The 23,480-nt window shown below is 32.5% G+C and carries 16 protein-coding genes; 7 read left to right on the top strand and 9 right to left on the bottom strand.

Features of this window, described 5'->3' with window-relative positions; all coding sequences use genetic code 11:
* Positions 1–61: 61 nt before the first annotated feature.
* Positions 62–1,381 carry a pitrilysin family protein gene (locus Q0807_RS08810; RefSeq protein WP_299108740.1) on the bottom strand — a complete coding sequence of 440 codons (1,320 nt, stop codon included), beginning with the start codon at positions 1,379–1,381 and terminating at the stop codon, positions 62–64.
* Between the two features lie 298 nt (positions 1,382–1,679).
* Between Q0807_RS08810 and rplU the strand changes: the two genes are divergently transcribed.
* The 5 genes from rplU (at position 1,680) to Q0807_RS08785 (ending at position 8,358) form a co-directional block, all read left to right on the top strand.
* Positions 1,680–2,333, top strand: a complete 654-nt coding sequence (gene rplU, locus Q0807_RS08805) for a 50S ribosomal protein L21 (RefSeq protein ID WP_299108738.1) — start codon at positions 1,680–1,682, stop codon at positions 2,331–2,333.
* A 41-nt stretch (positions 2,334–2,374) separates the two neighbouring features.
* On the top strand, positions 2,375–2,635 hold the full coding sequence (gene rpmA, locus Q0807_RS08800; protein WP_179337340.1) for a 50S ribosomal protein L27: 261 nt from the start codon (positions 2,375–2,377) through the stop codon (positions 2,633–2,635).
* A 142-nt stretch (positions 2,636–2,777) separates the two neighbouring features.
* Entirely contained in the window at positions 2,778–4,349 is a 1,572-nt protein-coding gene (locus tag Q0807_RS08795; protein ID WP_299108728.1) for a tetratricopeptide repeat protein, read from the top strand.
* A gap of 156 nt (positions 4,350–4,505) precedes the next feature.
* Complete coding sequence (locus Q0807_RS08790; RefSeq protein WP_299108726.1) at positions 4,506–7,340, top strand: TonB-dependent receptor; 2,835 nt, start codon at positions 4,506–4,508, stop codon at positions 7,338–7,340.
* 7 nt (positions 7,341–7,347) lie between these two features.
* On the top strand, positions 7,348–8,358 hold the full coding sequence (locus Q0807_RS08785; protein WP_299108724.1) for a phytase: 1,011 nt from the start codon (positions 7,348–7,350) through the stop codon (positions 8,356–8,358).
* A gap of 59 nt (positions 8,359–8,417) precedes the next feature.
* Here Q0807_RS08785 and Q0807_RS08780 read toward each other — a convergent pair whose 3' ends face one another.
* The 5 genes from Q0807_RS08780 to Q0807_RS08760 form a co-directional block, all read right to left on the bottom strand.
* Complete coding sequence (locus Q0807_RS08780) at positions 8,418–10,190, bottom strand: DNA mismatch repair protein MutS (RefSeq protein WP_299108722.1); 1,773 nt, start codon at positions 10,188–10,190, stop codon at positions 8,418–8,420.
* 108 nt (positions 10,191–10,298) lie between these two features.
* Positions 10,299–11,045, bottom strand: coding sequence for a succinate dehydrogenase/fumarate reductase iron-sulfur subunit (locus Q0807_RS08775; RefSeq protein WP_299108721.1), 747 nt, complete (start codon positions 11,043–11,045; stop codon positions 10,299–10,301).
* 10 nt (positions 11,046–11,055) lie between these two features.
* Positions 11,056–13,068, bottom strand: coding sequence for a fumarate reductase/succinate dehydrogenase flavoprotein subunit (locus tag Q0807_RS08770; protein WP_299108720.1), 2,013 nt, complete (start codon positions 13,066–13,068; stop codon positions 11,056–11,058).
* A gap of 12 nt (positions 13,069–13,080) precedes the next feature.
* Positions 13,081–13,752, bottom strand: a complete 672-nt coding sequence (locus Q0807_RS08765; RefSeq protein WP_299108719.1) for a succinate dehydrogenase cytochrome b subunit — start codon at positions 13,750–13,752, stop codon at positions 13,081–13,083.
* Between the two features lie 112 nt (positions 13,753–13,864).
* Entirely contained in the window at positions 13,865–16,708 is a 2,844-nt protein-coding gene (locus Q0807_RS08760; protein ID WP_299108718.1) for a glycosyl hydrolase, read from the bottom strand.
* A gap of 212 nt (positions 16,709–16,920) precedes the next feature.
* Between Q0807_RS08760 and Q0807_RS08755 the strand changes: the two genes are divergently transcribed.
* The gene (locus Q0807_RS08755) at positions 16,921–18,210 is read left to right on the top strand and encodes an aminopeptidase P family protein (RefSeq protein ID WP_299108716.1); all 1,290 of its coding nucleotides are present in this window, start codon (positions 16,921–16,923) and stop codon (positions 18,208–18,210) included.
* 84 nt (positions 18,211–18,294) lie between these two features.
* Here the strand turns inward: Q0807_RS08755 and Q0807_RS08750 are convergent, their stop codons facing one another.
* From Q0807_RS08750 to Q0807_RS08740, 3 genes are all read right to left on the bottom strand, one after another.
* The gene (locus Q0807_RS08750; RefSeq protein ID WP_299108715.1) at positions 18,295–19,623 is read right to left on the bottom strand and encodes an aspartate kinase; all 1,329 of its coding nucleotides are present in this window, start codon (positions 19,621–19,623) and stop codon (positions 18,295–18,297) included.
* 116 nt (positions 19,624–19,739) lie between these two features.
* Positions 19,740–21,047, bottom strand: coding sequence for a branched-chain amino acid transport system II carrier protein (locus tag Q0807_RS08745; protein WP_299108714.1), 1,308 nt, complete (start codon positions 21,045–21,047; stop codon positions 19,740–19,742).
* Entirely contained in the window at positions 21,047–22,600 is a 1,554-nt protein-coding gene (locus tag Q0807_RS08740) for a serine hydrolase (protein ID WP_299108712.1), read from the bottom strand. Before Q0807_RS08740 ends, Q0807_RS08745 begins: the two co-directional genes overlap by 1 nt.
* Before the next feature lie 94 nt (positions 22,601–22,694).
* On the opposite strand from Q0807_RS08740, the gene Q0807_RS08735 reads away from it, so the two are divergent.
* Positions 22,695–23,471 carry an alpha/beta hydrolase gene (locus Q0807_RS08735; RefSeq protein ID WP_299108711.1) on the top strand — a complete coding sequence of 259 codons (777 nt, stop codon included), beginning with the start codon at positions 22,695–22,697 and terminating at the stop codon, positions 23,469–23,471.
* Positions 23,472–23,480 lie beyond the last annotated feature (9 nt).

The following is a 23,480-nucleotide window of genomic DNA, read 5'->3' as shown; positions in this document are numbered from 1 at the left end:
CATGCTGTTCGCTATTATACCTACAGTTAGGTGATAATGCTTTGAACATGCTCGTTTCATATTATTGATCATCTTTTTTTGGTAGATACTGAACCTCTACTCTTTGATTAGGATTTAAATACTTTTTAGCCACTGACTGAATTTCTTCTCTTGTGATTGACCTATAAGTATCTAATTGATTATTAATGATATTTACATCACCATATAGTAAATAATAAGTTGCTAAAGAACCTGCAATACCAGCTACACTAGAGTTAGAACTTACAAAATCATTTTCAAATTGATTTAATAATTTTTCGTAATCACGCTCACTTATTAATTCGTTTTGCATTTTAACAATTTCTTCATCCATATCTGCTAACAAAGTATCTAAACTAACATCACCAATTGGTAAGGCAAATAATGCGAAAATATTATAATCTACTTGTCCTATATTTACTGCTTGTACTGTTAAAGCTTCTTTTTTCTCATCAATTAATTTTTTATAAAGTACCGAACTTTTCCCTCCACTTAAATAACTAGAAATCATATCTAACACATAAGCTTCCCTTGTTGATTGACCAGGTAATCTATATGCTGCAATGATTGCAGGAATCTGAATATTCTTATCGTAAGCAACAGCTTTTTTAGTTTCTGTGATTGGAGTTTCCATTGGAAAATCACGAACAACTTCTGGCCCTTTTTTTACGGCACTAAAATAATCCGTTACCATGGCCTTAGTCTTAGCATAATCAATATCACCTGCTACAACTAAAACCGCGTTATTAGGTACATAATACGTATCAAAAAAGGCATTAAACTCCTCCAAAGTAGCGGCATCTAAATGCTCCATTAAACCAATATTTTGGTCTTTGTAAGGATGTGCGCTAAAAAGATTTTCGCCAATAGCTTTTATTAGACCACCGTAAGGTCTATTATCCATACTCTGACGTTTTTCTTCTTTAACAACTTCGTTCTGTGTATCTACACCAATTTGATCAATAACAGGATGTAACATACGTTCTGACTCTAACCATAAGCCTAATTCTAATTTGTTAGATGGAAATATTTCATAATAATAAGTTCTGTCTTGAGACGTATTAGCGTTAAATGTCCCTCCATTTGCAGGAATTATTTTCATAAATTCTCCTCGCCCAATATTCTCAGAACCTTCAAATAAAAGGTGTTCAAAAAAGTGTGCAAAACCAGTACGTTCTCTATCGCCATCTTTTCCTCCTACATCATACATCACAGATGTAATAACAACTGGTGCTGTGTTGTCTTTGTGCATAATAACGTGAAGCCCATTGTCTAAATCAAATTCTTCAAATTCAACTTTTTGTGCTATAGCCTGATGGCTAATAAACAACAAAGAAGCCAAAGCCATAAAATAGTTTTTCATTGTAGTTTTGTTTAAAATTAAAATGTTTTAAGTATTAGTCATAACTAAATGTTATTTGTTACACCTAGCCTCACAAAAATAAACAATGATTGTCGCTTTTTAGCAGAATTAAGTGGGAAAACACTCTAAATTAAGTTTGTAACACAACCCATGTTATTTTACTTTTCATTTTTTAAAGTAAAAAGCCTCCTAAAACCCTTAAAACGTTTGTATTTTAAGAATATAGGAGTATATTTGCATCCGCTTTCTGAGAAGAAAGTAATTTTTTATATAAACAAATTAATAAAAACGTTACGCTATGTACGCAATTGTAGAGATAGCAGGGCAGCAATTTAAAGTTGCAAAAGACCAAAGAGTTTTTGTTCACCGTTTAGCAGTAGAAGAAGGTAAGAAAGTAGATTTCGATAACGTTCTTTTAATTGGCGATGGTAACAATGTAACTGTAGGCGCCCCAGCTATAGACGGAGCACAAGTAAGTGCAAAAGTCTTAAGTCACCTTAAAGGTGATAAAGTAATAGTCTTTAAAAAGAAAAGACGTAAAGGTTACCGTGTAAAAAACGGACACAGACAATCTTTAACTGAAATCGTAATTGAAGGTATTACTACTTCTGGAGCTAAAAAAGCTGCTCCGAAAAAAGAAACGAAAAAGGCAGAACCTAAAGTAGAAGCGAAAGCTGCTGCTCCAAAAGCTCAAAAAGCTACAGGTAAAGCTGATGATTTAAAGAAAGTTGAAGGTATTGGACCAAAAATTGCATCTACTTTAGTAGAAGCAGGCATCGCTACTTTTTCTGATTTAGCAAAGGCTACACCAGAAGCAATTTCTGAAATCATTGCAGGAGTTCGTGGTAACCATGTTACTGATACTTGGCCAGCACAAGCTCAATTAGCTGCTGATGATAAGTGGGACGAGCTTAAAAAATGGCAAGACGAATTAGATGGTGGTAAAGCATAATTGCTAAATCACTTAAGTATAACAATATAAAACCTTAGATCATGGCTCATAAAAAAGGAGTTGGTAGTTCGAAGAATGGTAGAGAATCAGAATCAAAACGCTTAGGTGTTAAGATATTTGGTGGACAAGCTGCTATTGCAGGAAATATCATTTTAAGACAACGTGGTAATACACATCACCCAGCTGAGAACGTATACCAAGGAAAAGATCACACTTTACACGCTAAAGTTGACGGTCTAGTAAAATTTACTAAGAAAAAAGACAATAAATCTTACGTTTCTATAGAGCCTTTTGAGGCTTAAGAAATTCATTTCTTAAAATTTAAAAGCGTCTAATACTATATTAGACGCTTTTTTTTATTTAATAACATTAACATTACAAAATAAGACTGTTAAATTAATATACATCGCGTTATTTTACCAATTACATAAAATCGCTGTTGTTTTGTTTAAATTAAAACATTTTATTTTTCTAATCTATGCTTCGGGATTCTTAGGGCATTCACAAACCGATCAACAAAACTCCAAAGAATCTTATAATAAGCTACATGAATTAAAACAAAACTTACAACATGCTACAGATTCGAAAAACACAAATGAAATAGCTCAAACTTATCTCAAATTGGGAGATTTTTTTAACGAACTAGACTTATATAGTGAAGCTATTAAAAATTATCAAATCTTTCAAGATTTTCATAAAACCAAAGATACATCTATAGTATATGTAGAAAATGCATTAACTCAGATAAACTTAGATTTAAAAAAATTTAAGGATGCAAAAAAACACGCCTACAAAAGCCTTAACATTTCTACAGAAATAAATTATTATAAAGGCATAGCTAATGCACATGCGCTATTAGGCAGTATATGCGAAAAACAAGGGTTTTACAAAAACGCTCTTAAACATCAAAAAACTAGCTTATCGAGCTTTCAAATATTAAAAGACAGTACAGGTGTTGCCATTACCAATGACAACATTGGAAGTATTTACGAAGACTTAGAGGACTTCGACTCAGCTTACAACTACTTCAAAAAAGCGCGGCTATACAGCAAAAATTGTAATACCAATATTCAAATCAATATCATTAATAATTTAGGCGATATAAATAGTAAAACAGGAAATTTTGAAAAAGCTATAAATTATACTAACCAGGCTTTAAAGCTCGCAAAAAGAATAGGCAACAATTCCCAAATTGAAAGTGCTTATAAAGATTTAGCAAGAACTTATTCTGAAATAGGAAATTACGAACAAGCCTACAAATACCTCAACCACCAAAGTATTGTTAAAGAGCAAGACCTTAAACAAAAGAATATAGAAGTAGTTAGTACCATGGAAATACTATATGCTGTTAAAGAAAAAGAAGCAGAATTACAACTACTTAATAAGCAAAAACAGATTACAGAAGTAAGACAGTATATTATTTTAATTTGTACTACAAGTATCATACTAGCTTTAATCTTAGCTTTTATGTATTGGAAAAAAAGAAAAAAACACGAACAACATATTTTAGAGTATCAACAACAATTACTTAAAGTTGATTTAGATAAAAAAACAGAGCAAAAAGCAGCATTGCAACGTGAAATAGAAATTAAAGTGTCATCACTTACCAATTATAGCTTAAATATCGCTCACAAAAATAAAATCCTATATGATATATCTAAAACACTATCAAAATTAAAAGATAGAAATATCCATTTAATAAAGTCGAAACTAAATGACATTATTAAAGATATAGATACCGATTTAGCCAATCATAATGAATGGACAGAACTTATGGGATATTTTAGTATAATCCATCCTGATTTTTTTAAAAACTTAAACCAAATTACTTCAACTCCACTATCTAGTTCAGAAATTCGACTATCCATGCTGCTTCGACTTAATTTATCATCTAAAGAAATTGCAAACATAATTCACATCACTACAGACAGTGTTAGAATTGCACGCTACAGATTAAGAAAAAAATTACCTATCAACTCTAAGGATGATCTATTGACATTTCTCCTTAATTTATAGTATAGATATCTTAAATCTAATTTTAATGTTATCTCATTGTAAATGTTGCTTTGTCATATGCTCTGTTTACTACGTTTTGTTACTTTTTGATAATACACACTTTCACAAAAAAAAATAGCTTAGATCTAGTTTTGTAGGAAACAAAATCAACATAAAATGAAAAAAAAATTTTATCTCCTGCTTCTCTTAGCTCTACCAATTTTGGGTTATGCCCAATCCGGAAACATAAAAGGTGTTATTTCTGATGAAAATGGATTAACTGTGCCAGGTTCAACTGTAGTAATTCAATCTTTAAAAAAAGGTACAGTAACAGATTTTAATGGTAAATATACTTTAGTAAATATTCCAGAAGGTAACTATACCATAACTGTAGAATATTTAGGATACTCAGATCTTACTAAAGATATAACTGTTAAAGCAAATGAAACTGTAACTCTAAATTTTACATTAAATACTGAAGACACTAACCTAGACGAAGTATTAATAACTGGATTTGGACTTAGTGGACAATCTAGAGCTCTTAATACACAAAAAAACAAACAAAATATTACCAACATTGTATCTACAGATCAGGTTGGTAAATTTCCTGATGCAAACATTGGTGATGCTATTAAACGTATTCCTGGTATAACAATGCAAATGGATCAAGGTGAAGCAAGAAACGTAATTGTACGTGGTTTATCTCCACAATTAAATTCTGTAACCCTAAACGGAAGTAGAATTCCATCTGCTGAAAGTGACAACCGTAATGTTCAAATGGATTTAATCCCTTCAGATATGATTCAAACCATCGAAGTAAATAAAGCAGTAACTCCAGATATGGATGCAGACGCATTAGGTGGCTCTATTAATTTAATTACGAAAACATCACCTCAAGGATTCCGTTTATCTGCAACTGCAGGTTCTGGTATTAACTTCATTTCCGATAAAAGAATTTTAAATGGTTCTTTCTTGGTTGGTGACCGCTCAAAAAACGATAAATTTGGTTGGGTAGTAGCTGCGTCAATTAACGACAATGACTTTGGTAGCCACAATGTAGAAGCAGAATGGACCGATGAATTTGAATATAATGCTGGTGACGAAGATAATTTGGTTGAAGTAGATGTAAATCCTTATGCTAATGTTTTTGAAATTAGAGAATACAAAGTACAACGTATTAGAAGAAGTTTTTCTGCTAATTTCGATTACAAATTAGACGATAACAATACTATTTTCTTCAAATCAATCTACAACTGGAGAGACGACAGAGAAAATAGATACAGATTAGAACACGAAATTTTAGACGGAGAAGATATCGGAATAGGCGATTTCTCAGTAGATGCAAACGGCAATCTTACAAGTTTTCTTATAGAAGCTAAACGCCAATCTAAAGGTGGTATTGATAGTGACCGTAACCAAAACACACGTCTAGAAGACCAAAGAATGCAAAACTACAGTTTAAGTGGTGAGCACTTATTTGGTGATGTCCAATTAGATTGGATGACATCATTATCAAAGGCATCAGAAGAGCGTTTAAACGAGCGTTATTTAGAATATGAAAGCGAATATGGAATTACATTCAACAACAATGAAGATAAGCCCTTATACACACCTTTATCTGGCGAAGGCAATTTTGAAGACTTTGAACTCGGGGAACTAACTGAAGAAAATCAATACACTGAAGAAAAGGATTTTAACCTATTTGTAAACGCGCGTATACCATTATCTATTATTGAAGGTAACGAAGGGTTTTTAAAAATTGGAGCAAAAACAAGAATTAAGAACAAAAATCGCGACAATGATTTCACAGAATATAGTGACGAAACTGATGCATTAGAATTCTTAGGAATGGTAACTACAAGAGACTACTCTGATTCTGATTTTTTAGCTGGCAACCAATACCAAATAGGAAATTTTGCTAGCGCAGAATTCTTAGGAAATTTAGATCTTTATAATACAGATTTATTTGAAGGGGAAGACTTACCTGAAGAATATGTTACAGGTAATTTTGATGTTAATGAAAATGTTTATGCTGGTTACGCAATGTTAAACCAAAATATAACAGATAAATTTAGCATATTAGCCGGTCTAAGATTAGAGCACACCTCTATTGAAAGTGAAGGTAGTGAGTTAGTATTTGATACTGAAGGTGATATTTTTGGAATAAACAACGTAAAAGATAAAAACTCATATACTAATGTTTTACCTGGTCTTCACTTAAAATACAATATTACAAATAACACTATTTTAAGATTTGCATGGACAAATACTTTAGCACGACCTAACTATGTAGATTTAGTGCCTTACCGTGAAATTAGCAATGAAGATGAAGAAATTTATTTAGGCAACTCTGAGCTTAACCCTACTACATCCATGAATTTTGATATCATGGCAGAACATTACTTTAAATCTGTTGGTATTATTTCTGGTGGAGTATTTTACAAAGACATTAAAGATTTTGTCTATATATTTCAATCTGAAGATGAAAACGGTTACGAAGTTTACCAGCCCTTAAATGGTGATGATGCTTCTGTTTTAGGTGCTGAATTTTCTTTTCAACGTCGTTTAGATTTCTTGCCAGGTTTTGCTAAAAACTTTAGTATTTACTTAAACTATACCCATCTTACCTCTAGTACAGATGGCATTAGAAACGAAGATGGCGAAGAGCGTGTGGATTTAGATTTACCACAAACATCACCAAATATGTACAATGCTTCTTTAGGGTATGCAAGTAAGAAATTTAGTTTAAGATTATCATCTAATTACTCTGACTCTTACATTGATGAAATTGCTGGAAATGCTTTTGAAGATAGATATTACGATGAGCAGTTTTTCTTAGACTTCAATGCTAATATTGCACTTAGTAACAGCTTAAGTATGTATATCAACTTAAACAACATCACCAATCAACCTTTACGATATTACCAAGGTGTAAAAGGAAGAACGATGCAAATGGAATACTATGAAAAACGTTTAACTATTGGTTTAAAATATGATTTGTTCAAAAAGTAAGATGATGATGAAATTAATAATATTAGGATTAGCATCTATAATTATGGCATCTTGTGGCAACAATTTACCAGAAATTGCACCAACATTAGTAACAGAAAAATTACCTCACGATAGCGATGATCCTGCGATATGGATTAACAAAGAAAACCCAGAAAAAAGTATTGTTTTTGGGACTAATAAAGACGAAGTTAATGGAGGTGTTTACGCTTTTGATTTAGACGGGAAAATCCTCAAAAATAAAAGTATTACAGGACTTTCATACCCTAATAATGTAGATGTAGAATACGGTTTTAAAATAAACGATTCTACAGAAACAGATATTATGGTCTTTTCTGAAAGAGAAAAACATCAAATACGCATGTATTCTATTCCAGATATGACACCTTTAGATAACGGCGGATTTAAAGTGTTTGCAGATGAAACTAACGTTGAAATGAAAAGACCAATGGGTGTTTCATTATACAAAAACCCAAAAACCGATGCTATTTCTGTATTTGTAAGCAGAAAAGTAGGACCTGTTGAAGGTTATTTATACCAATATGGATTTACTTCAGATTCATTGGGTGTGCACACTAACCTTTTAAGAAAAGTAGGTAAATTTAGTGGCACTAAAGAAATTGAAGCAATTGCTGTAGATGACGAATTAGGCTTTGTCTATTACTCAGATGAAGGCGTAGGTATAAGAAAATTTTATGCGGACCCTAAAATGGGAAATGAAGAAATCGGATTATTTGGTAGTAAAGACTTTAAAAAAGATATTGAAGGCATCGCTATAGCAACTTATCCAAATGGTAAAGGATTTATTATAGTCTCTAACCAACAAGACCATAGTTTTAACTTTTATAATCGTAGTGATAACAGCTATGTCAAAACGTTAAACTTAGGGACATTAGAAACAGATGGTTGTGATATTGTAACCACGTCTTTAGGTAAAAAATTCCCCAATGGCTTATTTGTATCTATGAATGATGAAAAAGACTTTTTTTACCATGCCGTAGATTCATTGAAGTTGAAATAAGATAAAGTATTTAAAAAACAAAAAAGCCTTTCCTATATATTGAGAAAGGTTTTTTTAATTTAAACAATCTCCATCTTCTTCAAAAGGAAACTGGCATTCATATTCTGACAAACTCCTTGCTTTAGTTTATAATCAAAGAAAAGTTCGTCATTAATGATTTCTGCATCAAAGTAGTAGTTTTTTATGGCTTCCAATTCGGTTTCAATTTCAGTAAGGCTTAAATCGTGCGTAGCTATAATTCCTGTGGCATGTTGTTTTACGAGTTTCTCAACAAACTTTCTAGACCCAATAGCTTTATCTGTACTGTTTGTTCCTTTTAAAATTTCATCTAGGATAACGAAATAATTTTTATCATTTTCAATAGTATCTACTACAAACTTTAATCGTGTAAGCTCACTAAAGAAGTATGAACTATCATCTGTTAACGAATCTGTAGTTCGCATACTCGTAATTAGCTTAATCGGGTTGTATTTGCTTTGTTTTGCACAAATAGGCAATCCAACATTTGCCATAACAATATGAAGCGCAACAGTTCTTAAAAACGTACTTTTCCCTGCCATGTTTGCACCTGTAACGATGAAGAATTGTTCTTCTTCCAATTTTAAATCACTATCAACTCGCTTTTCAGGATTTAGTAATGGATGCCCTAATCCTTCCGCTAAAATAGTAACAGGTTCTTCCGTTAGAATTGGATATGAAAAATCTTGATGATTAAACGCGTAATTACCAAAGCTATTAAACGCATCAAAGAAAGTTACAACTTCAAACCAATCTTCAACTTTATCTGCATTTTGCGTAATCCATTGTTCTACATTATAACTGCTTCTAATATCAATTAGGAAATAACCATTTCCAAAAATTGCAGAGATAAAATTATTTCTATTGTCTAAAGCATCTAGCGTTTTAGAGAATTTTGAAAATATTTCTGAAGCTTTTAAATCTTCTGATTGAATCAATTTTTGTTTCGATTTTAATAATTCGGAATTAAAATCAGCAGTTTCAATAGCATTAAGCAATAAAGCGTATTGCCTAAAGGTGTCCTTTGCTTTTTCTGTATTATGGGCAAGGATATTAATTTTCTTCAAATAAACACCTGTAATCCCAAGTCCTAATAACAACCAATAACCAATAACTGAAATTGGGATAATTTCCATAATTCCTAGACCAATAACAACCAAAGAAGCTATACTAAAACCTATTGATAACCAATATTGAATTTTCCCTAAAAAGGGTTTGTAATCCTTTAACCATGAAATGATAGAATTAGCAGAATGCTCTATTTCTACACCTTCGGCTATTGCAGAATAATTTTGCCTCCATTTTGGTAATCTAGCTAATTCTCGTATGGCTTGTTGACGTGTTTCAATATTTGTTATATCATTAGAAAGCAGGATTTCGGTTAGCTTTTGTGTGCCTTCTTTAAGCGCTGTTCTGTTTATAAATTGAAAGAAAGAACCCTTTCCAAATAAATCAATGTCTAGACTAAAAAAATGTTTAGGATTTTGAAACTCTTCACCATCTAATCTATCATAAAAGTCACCTTTTGCAATTTTTAATTCTTCTTCATTTATTGTTATCAATCGTTTGTGAAGATTCCGTTTCGTCTTTAAATCTGTATATCTCGATAACAAAAAAAGAAAACTTGCCATACCTACAACACCAATGCCTAAAGCTATCTGCCAGTTTTGATATGTAAAATAAATACCTAATACCGTTAAAACAAAAATTGAAAGTCTAAGTACACTATACAAACTGAGTTGTTTGAAAATACGTTTAGATTCCGCTTGGTTGATTTCTAATTGCTCTTTATAAAATGTGTATGGGTTTTGCATGATGCCGAATTAAAATCGAAATATAAGAAAAGTAAAAATCCCAAGTCATAATTATGCTTGGGATTTATATATCATTTAACGTATTACGTTAAGGAATGTTGTATTCTATTAACCTTTTAAAGTCGCAGATAAATACTCACGATTCATACGTGCAATACTCTCCAAAGAAATGCCTTTTGGACATTCTACTTCACAAGCTCCTGTATTAGTACAGTTACCAAAACCTTCTAAGTCCATTTGTGCTACCATGTTTTTTACACGATCCGCTGCTTCTACTTGTCCTTGTGGTAATAATGCATATTGAGACACTTTTGCACCAACAAATAACATTGCTGAAGAGTTTTTACAAGTTGCCACACAAGCACCACAACCAATACAAGTTGCTGCATCCATAGCTTCATCAGCTGCATGTTTAGAGATTGGAATATTATTAGCATCTTGCGTATTACCAGAAGTGTTTACAGAAATATAACCACCTGCTTGCTGAATACGCTCAAAAGCCATTCTATCTACTACTAAATCTTTAATTACAGGAAATGCTGCTGCTCTAAATGGCTCAATAGTAATTGTATCACCATCATTAAACATACGCATGTGTAACTGACATGTAGTAATACCTCTATCTGGTCCATGTGCTTCACCATTGATGTACATAGAACACATCCCACATATTCCTTCACGACAATCGTGATCAAATGCTACAGGTTCTTCGCCAGAATTTACTAATTGTTCATTCAAAACATCCATCATTTCTAAGAAAGACATATGTTCTGAAATCTCAGTTACTTTGTAATCGACCATTTGACCCTTAGCTTTTGAGTCTTTTTGTCTCCAAATTTTAAGTGTTAAATTCATATCGTCTTTCTTATTTGTATGAACGTTGTTTTAGTTCAATATCTTTAAATTCTAATTCTTCTTTATGTAAAACTGCATCAGCAGGTTCTCCTTTATATTCCCAAGCAGATACAAATGCAAAATCTTTATCGTTACGTTTTGCTTCTCCTTTTTGAGGGCCGTCTAATTCTGCAGATTCTTCTCTAAAGTGTCCACCACAAGATTCAGCTCTTACTAAAGCATCTTTTGCGAATAATTCACCTAATTCTAAGAAATCAGCTACACGACCTGCTTTTTCAAGTTCTGGATTCATTTCGTCAGCTGTTCCTGGTACAAAAACCTCTTTCCAAAATTCTTCCCTGATAGCTTTAATTTCTGCCATAGCTTCTGTTAAACCTTCTGCATTTCTAGACATACCTGCCTTGTCCCACATTACTTTCCCTAATTTCTTATGGAAATAATCAACAGATTTTGTACCCTTATTATTTACAAAGAAATTAATTCTCTCTGTAACTTCTTTTTCAGCATCCTCAAACTCTTTAGTATCCGTTGGAATTTTCCCAGTACGAATATCATCAGCTAAATAATCACCTATTGTATAAGGTAATACAAAATAACCATCTGCTAAACCTTGCATTAATGCAGAAGCACCAAGTCTGTTTGCACCATGATCAGAGAAATTAGCTTCACCAATACAGTAACAACCAGGAATTGTAGTCATAAGGTTATAATCAACCCAAACACCACCCATTGTATAGTGTACCGCTGGATAAATCATCATTGGTGTCTCGTATGGATTTTGATCTATAATCTTCTCATACATTTGGAACAAATTCCCGTATTTAGCTTCTACAATAGCCTGTCCAAGTTCTTTAATTTTTGCAGGACTAGGATTTTCAATGTTATGAATCTTAGCTTGCTCTTTACCGTAGCGTTCAAAAGCAGAAGCAAAATCTAAATAAACCGCTTCACCTGTAGCATTTACTCCATAACCAGCATCACAACGTTCTTTTGCTGCTCTTGATGCAACATCACGTGGTACTAAATTACCAAATGCAGGATAACGTCTTTCTAAGTAATAATCGCGTTCATCTTCTGACAATTCGGTTGGCATTTTACGACCTTCTCTAATTGCCATTACATCTTCCATGTTTTTAGGAACCCAAATACGACCATCATTTCTTAATGATTCTGACATTAAAGTCAATTTCGATTGGTAATCTCCCGAACGTGGAATACATGTTGGGTGAATTTGTGTGTAACAAGGATTTGCGAAATACGCTCCTTTTTTATGTATTTTCCATGCTGCAGTTGCGTTAGAACCCATAGCGTTTGTTGATAAGAAATATACATTTCCGTATCCACCAGAACCAACTACAACAGCATGTGCTGAATGTCTTTCTATTTCACCAGTAATTAAATTACGAGCGATAATACCTCTTGCTTTTCCGTCTACAATAACGACGTCTAGCATTTCGTGACGGTTAAACATTTCAATCTTACCACGAGCAATTTGTCTATTCATTGCAGAATAAGCTCCTAATAATAATTGTTGTCCTGTTTGACCTTTAGCGTAGAATGTTCTAGATACTAAAACACCACCAAATGAACGGTTATCTAATAATCCACCATAATCACGTGCAAAAGGAACACCTTGTGCAACACATTGGTCAATAATATTAGAAGACACCTCAGCCAAACGATAAACGTTTGCTTCACGAGAACGGTAATCACCACCTTTTACAGTATCATAAAATAATCTGTATGTAGAATCACCATCACCTTGGTAATTTTTTGCTGCGTTAATACCACCTTGAGCTGCAATTGAGTGCGCTCTACGAGGTGAATCTTGATAAGCAAATGCTTTTACATTATAACCTAGTTCTGCTAAAGTTGCAGCAGCAGAACCTCCAGCAAGACCTGTACCAACAACAATAACATCAATATGACGCTTGTTGGCAGGATTTACTAAATCAATTTTATTTTTATAATCAGTCCATTTATCTTTAATTGGACCCTTTGGTACTTTTGAATCTAAAGCCATATTAGATATTTTTTAGTGAGTAAAGTGATGGAATAACGCGATGAAAATAAATCCTAATGGAACTAAAATCGCATAAGCTTTTCCGAACCCCTGTAATCCTTTTGTGTATTTGTTATTTGCACCTGTAGATTGAAATGCAGAATCAAAACCATGTAATAAGTGAAGTGCTAAAAACACAAAACCTACAATGTAAAGTGCGACTCTCCAAATAGGAACAAACTTCTCTTGTAGCTCATGAAAATATCTGAACTCACCATTGTGCATTCCAGACATATCACCAACAATATACTTTGTATTAATCTCTGGAATCCAAAAATCAATAAAGTGAATAATTAAAAATGCAAGGATAAAGCCTCCACTCCAAATCATGTTTCTGCTCATCCATGTAGAATTTGCAGCACCATTATTTTTAGCATACTTTACACCGTTTGCTTTTTTGTTTTTGATTTCTAATACAAAACCCATTACAAAGTGAAAAATAACACCAATAATTAAAATAGGTTGAATTACATATTGAACAACCCAAAATGTTCCCATAAAATGAGATATTTCATTAAAAGTATCTGGACTTAAAACTGAAAAAAGGTTAATAACAAAATGTTGTAGTACAAAAATCATAAGGAAGAGTGCCGAAAGTGCCATGGCAAACTTTCTTCCAATCGACGAATTTAGAATTCCGCTCATTATTATAGTGGTTAGTTATTTGTCTAACAAAGATACAGCGCAATAAACTTTTTCCCAACAACGCTGCGTGATAATTAAATTATTTAGAATCGTTTTAATCTAGAGAGAATAACTACTTAATTTCTAGTGTTGTATTTTCATTATCAATCTGAATTTTATAAACACCTTTAGGTAAATAATCCTTTTTATTGCCTGTTTCTTTAAAACGAACTGAAGAATCTTCTTTCGTTAAGGCCTTTTTACCTATTTCAGTAATCTCCATTTTGTAATCTACGTAGTTAAAGCCTTTTTCCACCTTAATAGAGATACTGTTTAATTCTGCTCCTTTTTCAGATAAAATTTTTAAAGTTTTATTTCCTGCAGATTTACTGAAAAAATTAATCGTAGTTTCTGGCTCAAAAGCATCAAACCACGGACTCCAAGCACTTCCCCAACTCCTAGAATGTTTAATTGATTCTACATCTAAAAATGTGATATCACTTGTAGTTTTATCAACATCTATAGTTTGAAGTGCTTCAATATTTGTTTTATAAATACTTCGACCATGAGTTCCTATTAATAAATCTTTAGCTTCTGGCTGAATAACCATATCATGTACCGCAACATTTGGTAATCCATTAGAAAATGCTTCCCAAGATTTTCCCATATTAAAAGTTACATAAGCACCATTATCGGTTCCTAAATACAATAGATTTTCTTTTAATGGGTCTTCTTTAATAACGTTAACTGGCGACGACGGAATATTACTGTTTATTGCTTTCCAAGTTTGTCCATAATCTTCACTGACATATACGTAAACTTTAAAATCGTCCCAACGATATCCATTTAAGGTTACGTAAACGCGTTCTTTTTTATGTTGTGAAGCGATAACTCTACTTACCCATAAATCTTTTGGTAATGTATTTGAAATCGTCGTCCAGCTTCCTCCTGCATTTTTTGTTACGTTGATTACACCATCATCACTACCTGTGTAAATTAATCCAAATTGAAATGGACTTTCGCTAATAGAAGTTAAAGTTCCGTATGCTACGTTTCCTTTTTTTCCTCCATTGGTTAAATCATCACTTATAGCTTCAAAATCATCGCCTTTATTCATAGAACGCAATAGTTTATTTCCACCTAAGTACAAAATATCTTGATTGTGAGGCGACAATAATATTGGTGTTTGCCAATTGAATCGATAAGGTGTTTCACCTAAAGTGTGTTTGGGTTGAATGTATTTAAATTCTTCCGTCTTACGGTTAATTCTATAATAATTTCCAAACTGATAACCTGTATACACAATATTAGCATCTCTACTATCAATTTGAATTTGCATACCATCGCCTCCCATTATACTTTCCCATGGATATTGACCACTTTGATGCCAACTTTTATCTTCTACGGCATTATTTGCTCCAAACCAAACACCATTATCCTGTAATCCACCATAAACATTATAGGGTTGTTCATTATCTACATTGATGGCATAAAACTGACCAACACTTGGCGAATTTAGTTTTATCCAACTTTCACCATCATCATAACTCATATTTAGTCCACCATCATTACCATTGATTAAATGACCTTGTTTTCTCGGATTTACCCAAAGCGCTTGATGATCTGCATGCACATTTTCACGACTGATTGAAGTAAACGTTGTACCAGCATCTTTAGATTTTAAAATAGGAACTCCCATAATATAAATGCCGTTTTTATCTTGTGGGTCTACTCTTATTTCCCCAAAATAATATCCGTAACTGTAATATAATCCATCAATATAATCGTCGTGTGTTTTCTTCCATGTTTTACCACTATCAGTACTTTTATACACCTCAGCACCAATTACAGGTGTATCAGACAACAACGCATTAGCATCTTCTAAATAATGAGCTAAATCAATTGGTTTTACGGTTCCACTACTTACGAGTTGCTTCACATTAGATGCTCTATATTTTTCTTGAAATCCATTAGTTTTAAGATATGCGTTAAGCTTTTTGTCTTCAAGCTTCATAAAAGCTTCAACACTCATAGTTTTAAAATCGGCTTTTGTTAAGCCAGAAGGTTCACTCTTTTTAGACTTTTCTTTTCTATGAAACTGACTATCATGTAAAGCATAAATAGTATTTTCATCATAAATAGTAATACCTATTCTACCAACACCTTCTCCTGTTGGAAATCCACTTTTTTTAGTCGATACTTTTTCCCAAGTATCACCACCATTTGTACTTTTATAAATAGCTGAATTATTTCCGTTGCCAGTAAAGTTCCATGCTTTTCTATCTCTAGTCCAAGAAGAAGCAAACATAATTTTGAAATTATTTGGCACATATTGCACATCAATAATACCGCTCATGTTATCGACAAATAAGGTTTTATTCCATGTTTTTCCTCCATCTGTAGTTTTGTAAATTCCACGCTCTTCGCTTGCCGAATACAAATGACCAGTTACTCCGATGACAACCTCATCCGGATTTTTAGGATTTATAAGAATGCGACCAGTATGATGAGAATCCTCCAAACCGACATGCTCCCAGGTTTTACCATTATCACTAGATTTTAAAATACCAATACCAGCATAACTTGATCGGGAACTGTTATTTTCACCTGTACCAACCCAAATGGTTCTGTTTTTCCAATCGACTGCAATATCTCCAACATTTTGTGTATCTGAACTATCTAAAATAGGTGTAAACGTTGTTCCATTATTTGTAGTGTGCCAAACACCTCCAGACGCATAACCAACATAAAACTCTGATGGCATTTCAGGATTAACATCTACATCTACCACACGACCGCTCATTACTGTTGGTCCAATATTGTTAAAAGGAACATTTTTTACTAATGAAGATGCCTTAATTTTCTGTTTTTTCGACAATGCTTCTTTAATCGTTTCTGCCGAAGTTGCTGGCTGCTGAGAAAAGACTAAAATTGAACTTATAATAAATGTAAACGCGAGGAATTTTGACTTATACATAGTGGTTGGATTTTTAATGCTATGAAATTACGCATTTCATAACGAACCGTCATAAAAGTCTCATAAATTTTAACAGATTCTAGTCTCGGACTTTTGCTTGCAGTATTAGTTTCACTACTTTTGATATTGAACTGAAATCACAACATTTCACACTCATACATAGAATTCATTTCGACTGCACTCAGTGTGATAAAATATAAAATTCTACTCTCATGAAATACGATTTAATAGATTCTAAACTCTTTATAAAAAACCGTAAAAACTTTACTTCGCAAATGAAGCCAAATAGTTTAGCTGTTTTTAATTCTAATGATATTTACCCAATTAGTGCAGATAGCACTATGCCTTTTGAGCAACACAGAGATATTTTTTATTTAAGTGGTGTGGACCAAGAAGAAAGTGTTTTGGTCTTATTTCCAGATTGTCCAAACGAAGATTACAAAGAAATTCTGTTTGTAAGAGAAACTAATGACCATATTGCTATTTGGGAAGGTGAAAAACTTACTAAAGAAGCGGCATTTAAAACCAGTGGCATAAAAACTGTGTTTTGGCTTCAAGATTTAGAAAAAACAATCGCTGAACTTTCTACATATTGCGACACATTCTACATTAATACTAACGAACATTACAGAGCTAATGTACAAACTGAAACTAGAGAAGACCGTTTTACAAAATGGTTGTTAGCAAAGTATCCTGCGCATAGTGTGGCAAAAAGCAATCCTATTTTACAACGTTTACGTTCTGTAAAAGACCAGATTGAAATAGATTTAATGCAACATGCTTGTAATATTACTGAAAAAGGATTCCGTAGAATTTTATCTTTTGTAAAACCTGGTGTTTGGGAATATGAAATTGAAGCTGAGTTATTGCATGAGTTTATTAGAAATCGCTCAAAAGGATTTGCATACACACCAATTATTGCTAGCGGAAACAACGCTAACGTTTTACACTATATTGAAAACAATCAAGAATGTAAGGCAGGCGATTTAATATTATTTGATATTGCTGCTGAATATGCAAATTATAAAAGTGATTTATCTCGTACGATTCCGGTTTCAGGAAAATTTACTGATAGACAAAAAGCAGTTTACAATGCTGTAAACCATGTTAAAAAAGAAGCTACAAAATTATTAGTTCCTGGCACATTATGGAAAGAATACCATGTTGAAGTTGGTAATATAATGACTGACCAATTATTAAATCTTGGCTTACTAGATAAGGCTGATGTTCAAAATGAAGACCCAAAATGGCCAGCATATAAAAAGTATTTTATGCATGGCACAAGTCACCACATTGGTTTAGATACGCATGATTATGGCTTATTACATGAACCTATAAAAGCTAATATGGTATTTACAGTAGAACCAGGAATTTATATTCCGGATGAAGGTTTTGGTATACGCTTAGAAGATGATGTGGTTGTACAAGAAAAAGGAGAACCTTTTAACTTAATGGGTAACATTCCTATTGAAGCGGAAGAGATTGAAGACCTAATGAATTAAGACAAATCACTGTACAATAAATAAAGAAAACCAAAACAACTTAATGTTTTGGTTTTTTTTGAACAAATATTAAAATAACGGATATTAAATAGCAACAATACCATCTTCAAAAACGTAGCGTTGTAGCTTCTGCAACGTTTCTAACTTATCACTCGTATTTACTAATAATGAAATATTATTATTACTTCCTCCATAAGCAATCATACGCACATTAACATCTTGCAGTACTTGAAATAATTGAGGTGTATCCGGATGATAAATAATATGATTTCCAACCAAACAAACAATACTCATATACTCATCAATTTCAACTGTTGCAAATTGCTCTAGTTCTTCTTTAATCGTTGTTAAGTGCAATATATTATCTATAGTTAAAGACACTGCTATTTCAGAAGTAGTTATCATATCTATAGAAGTTTGGTAGCGCTCAAAAATCTCAAAAACTTTCTTTAAAAAGCCGTGCGCCAATAGCATACGTACCGACTTAATTTTAATTGCTGTAATATTATCCTTTGCTGCGATAGCCTTTATACCTTCACCATGAACTTTATTTGTAATTAAAGTTCCATGTGCATTAGAATCCATTGTATTTTTTAATCTTAATGGAATATCTAAAGTCATTACTGGCATTACCGTTTGTGGATGCAAAATCTTGGCTCCAAAATAAGCTAATTCAGCAGCTTCGTCATAAGATAAATGAGATAGCGCTCTAGTATCATTTACAAAACGAGGGTCATTATTATGAAACCCATCAATGTCTGTCCATATTTGCACCTCATCAGCTTCAATAGCTGCACCTATAATAGTGGCTGTATAATCACTACCTCCACGTTGTAGATTTGTAATATTACCATCTGCATCTAAACAAATAAAACCTTGCGTAATATATACGTCAGCATCACTAGTGTCTTGCATTAAACGCTCTAAGTTTTGTTTGATATAGAAATTATCAGGTTCATTTCCTCTATCTATTCTCATAAACTCTAAAGCAGGCAATAAAGCGACTTTTACACCATCTTGCTGTAGTAAACGACTAAACATAAATGTAGAGAGTAATTCTCCATTTGCTAAAATTGAATTATGAATTAAGTCTGAATGCGGTTGAGAAACAGTTTCTAACAATGCTGTAAAAATGTAATTTACATATTGAATGACTTCTTGATATAAGACTTTATCCTGAACTAAATCGTACGCTGTTTTTTTATATACCTCGTTTAAGGCCTTAATCTGTTTTTGAGCTAATTCCGTTTTATTTTCCTTTATTAAATCGGAAATTTCTACCAAAGCATTAGTTGTACCAGACATTGCAGATAACACTACAATTTTTTTGCCATTAGTACCAATGATTTCTTTTACATGATTCATGTTAACCACAGAACCCACAGAAGTACCTCCAAACTTATATACTAACATAACTTTTCAAATTTTAAAGTACAAATGTAGAGGTGGCATTTGTTATAAACATAAAAATTAAAAAAATAGTTACTTTTTATACAAATTGTTAATTATATAACATTCCTGAATCAATCTTATTTAGATAAAGACTTTTTATACTGAATTAAAGACACAATAATAAAAATAATTAAAGCTGGTAAAACCCAACCCAAACTATGGTTTGAAAACGGAATACCATCCGTTATAGATTTTAAACCTTCCGATGGACTTATAAAACCAATCACATCTGGAATACTAAATAAAAACGTGATAATAACTACAGCTCTAAAAACCAAAGGTGTTGCTATTTTTTCTGGTAAAACATTCAATAAAATCAATACAATTGTAATAGGATATATAAATAATAGTACCGGAATTGCAACTACAACAATAGAATTAAAATCTAACTGACCAACAACAACACCTAGTACGCAAGCAATTATTGCTGTTGTGATATATACAATTTTAGAATCCTTAAGTAAGCCTTTAAAATAATCTGCTGTACCAGCAACAATTCCGATGGCAGTTGTAAAACAAGCAAGTGAAATTAGCATGCTTAAAACCGTATTTCCAAATTCCCCTAAAGACGAAATACTGATTGCTCTTAATAAATTGGCACGTTGCATATCATTGCTTAATTCTGCATTAATATTAATCTCAGAACTATAGTAAGCTCCAATAGCAATTAAACCAGCATAGATTACAAATAATCCTAAACCAGCTATTAAACCAGACTTTCTAATTAAAGTCCGTTTAGAGGTATAGGCTTCTACAGCCATATTCTCAAAATTTAAAGACACTATAATAACGGCTCCAACCACAACCGCTCCAATAGCATCAAAGGTCTGATAACCTTCTAAGATTCCAGTAACAACTGGTGCTTCAAATTGTGCAATTCCAGTATTAAATTCTGAAGAGCATAATGCAATACCAATTACAGCCAAAAGCATTACAACAATGAATGGTGTTAAAAATTTCCCGATTAGATTCAGTATTTTAGAACGATTTAGTACAAAAACTAATACGAGCGAAAAATAAACTGCACTTGTTAATAATGGACTTGTACCAAACGCCGGAAAAATTGCGATTTCGTGAGTTGCAGCAGCCGTTCTTGGTGACGGAATTGCAACTGCAATAACATAAATTAGAATACAATAAATTAAACTAAATGTAGGTGATACTTTTTTACCAAAATCAAATAGCGTACCTTGAAGCCTGGCATGAGCCAAAATCCCAAATATTGGAATTACTACAGCCGTAATCATAAAGCCTATGGTAATCCAAAACCAATCTTCGCCAGCTTTATAACCTAATAATGGTGGAATTAATAAGTTTCCTGCACCAAAAAACAAGGAGAACAAACCAAAACTAGTTACTAATAGTTCTTTGCGTTTTATATCCACTATTTAGTTTTCTTAAGTTCTAAATCTTCAAAATCAAAACTAAAATCAGTTATTGGCGCAATATATTTCATGGTAGCTGAAACCGCTTCTTCCTTTTCGTTAAATGCAAAATTTACAAAAACATCGGCATCATAACTTCTGTCATTCCATTTGGCAACAAAGGTAGTAGCATTTAATGGTAATAATTCACCAAATAATCTAGACGAGCGCTTACTCTTTATAGTATAACCTTTCTTTGCGTCGTGAGTGATAATAATATCTCCAAACCAATCGTCCGTATATGTACCAACAACATTTTCTGGTTTTGGTAACGATTTTAGTTTTTGGGCATTTTCAACTTTAGAATAAACAGCAGCTTTTATACTGTCATTATATTTAATATAATCTGCATTACGTTTTCCATACTTACCTATCCAATTTCTATTCTCATAACCCAAATAAGCATCTTTAATAGTATTAGTAATGGTATTAAAAGCAGAACCATTCATTTGATTCGTTAATACCACAATACCTAAATCTAAATCAGGAATCATGGTAAACTGAGTTACCGTACCCAACAAACCTCCTGTATGGTAGACTTGTTTATGTCCTCCTTTTACATCCGTTAAAAACCAACCTAAACCATAACCTTTAAAGTTAGAATTATAAGAATCATTAGGATATACATTTAATGGTGTTTGTAATTGCCAAAGCTGATGAAATTGTTTTTCACTCAATAAACGCTCACCATCTTTGGTTACAGCATCGTTCATTAAAAATGATGCCCAAGTAAGCATATCTGGCACATTACTTACAATGCCTCCTGCAGGATTTGCAGTTTCACTCCAGTCGTGCGGAATCTGAATTACTTTTCCTTCTGTTCTTGTATGTGCATCAATGATATTAGACTTGGTTGTAACTCTATTGTAAGATGCCTTACTACTGGTCATCCCAACAGGTTTCATAATTTTAGTTTCAATAAATTCTTCCCAAGATAAACCGCTTAAACGCTTTAAAACTTCACCTGCAATAATGAACATATTATTATTGTAGGCAAATTTGCTTCTAAATGAAGTTTCTGGTTCTAAATATTTTACATTATTAATAACATCGTTCACATCAAAATCACTGCCTTCAGGAAAAAACATTAAATCTCCTGCTCCTAAACCCATTCCGCTGCGATGTGTTACCAAATCTCTAATCGTAAAATTTTCAGTAACCCAAGAATCATGTAATTGAAATTCTGGAATGTGTTGGCGTACTTTATCATCCCAATCTAATTTACCTTCATCAATCATCATTGCCAATGCAAAACATGTAAATCCTTTACTATTTGAAGCCACACCTACTAAGGTTTCATCATTCATGTTCTTTTTACTTGTCAAAGAACGCACACCATGTCCTTTAGAATAAACAATTTCACCATCTTTATAAATACCAACTGAAATGCCTGGTACATCAAAAGTAGTTAGGGTTTCCTCTATAAGTTTATCGAGTTGCTGTTCTTCAATTTGAGCATTTAAGGATAAAGCTAAAACAAAGAAAAGTAGTGTAAAAAGGCGTTTTATAAACATTGGTTCCTGAATTTGTAAAAGATTATCCTCAAAGATAGTAAATTGTTATATGGATTTAAGACCGAAAACAATTCCTTAAATTATCTTTGCGGTTATGATATTAAACTACAAAAATAGCAAGATTCATTATACTACTGAAGGCGAAGGTGAAGCGGTTGTTCTTCTTCATGGTTTTCTTGAAAGTTTGGAAATGTGGAATGATTTTATTCCTGAATTATCAAGAACACATCAAGTTATATGTATTGATTTATTAGGTCATGGAAAAACAGATTGCTTAGGCTATGTACACACCATGGAACAAATGGCAGATGCTGTTTATGCAGTTGTTCAATCCTTAAATATTGAAAGTGCGCATTTTATTGGACACTCAATGGGAGGATATGTATCTTTAGCCTTAGCAGAAGCACATCCAGAATTATTTATAGGTTTATGTTTAATGAATTCTTCTTTTGATGCTGATAACAATGAACGTAAACTCATTAGAACAAGAGCCTGTAAAATGGCTCAAATGAATTACAAAGTCTTAATTAACATGTCTTTTGCTAATTTATTTACTGAAGAAAGTAAAATAAAACATGAAACCGAATACCATAGCGCATTACAATTAGCATTAAAAACACCTTTACAAGGTTACATTGCTGCGCAAGAAGGTATGAAGTTAAGACCATACCGATTTGAAAGCTATAAAAACTTAAAAGCCCATAAATTAATCATTATAGGAAGGAAAGATGGCTTAATAAATAGTGAGCAATTAATTAATCAAATTAAACAAACTGACATTAATTATATAGAATTTTCAGAAGGACACATGAGTTCAATTGAAAATAAATCAGATTTATCTTACAATATTTTACGTTTCATCGAAAAATAATACCATTAA

Source organism: uncultured Winogradskyella sp., from assembly GCF_947495255.1.
Classification (GTDB): Bacteria; Bacteroidota; Bacteroidia; order Flavobacteriales; family Flavobacteriaceae; genus Winogradskyella.
Note: the sequence above shows the minus strand (reverse complement) of the source record. Positions and strands in the feature narration are given on the sequence as shown.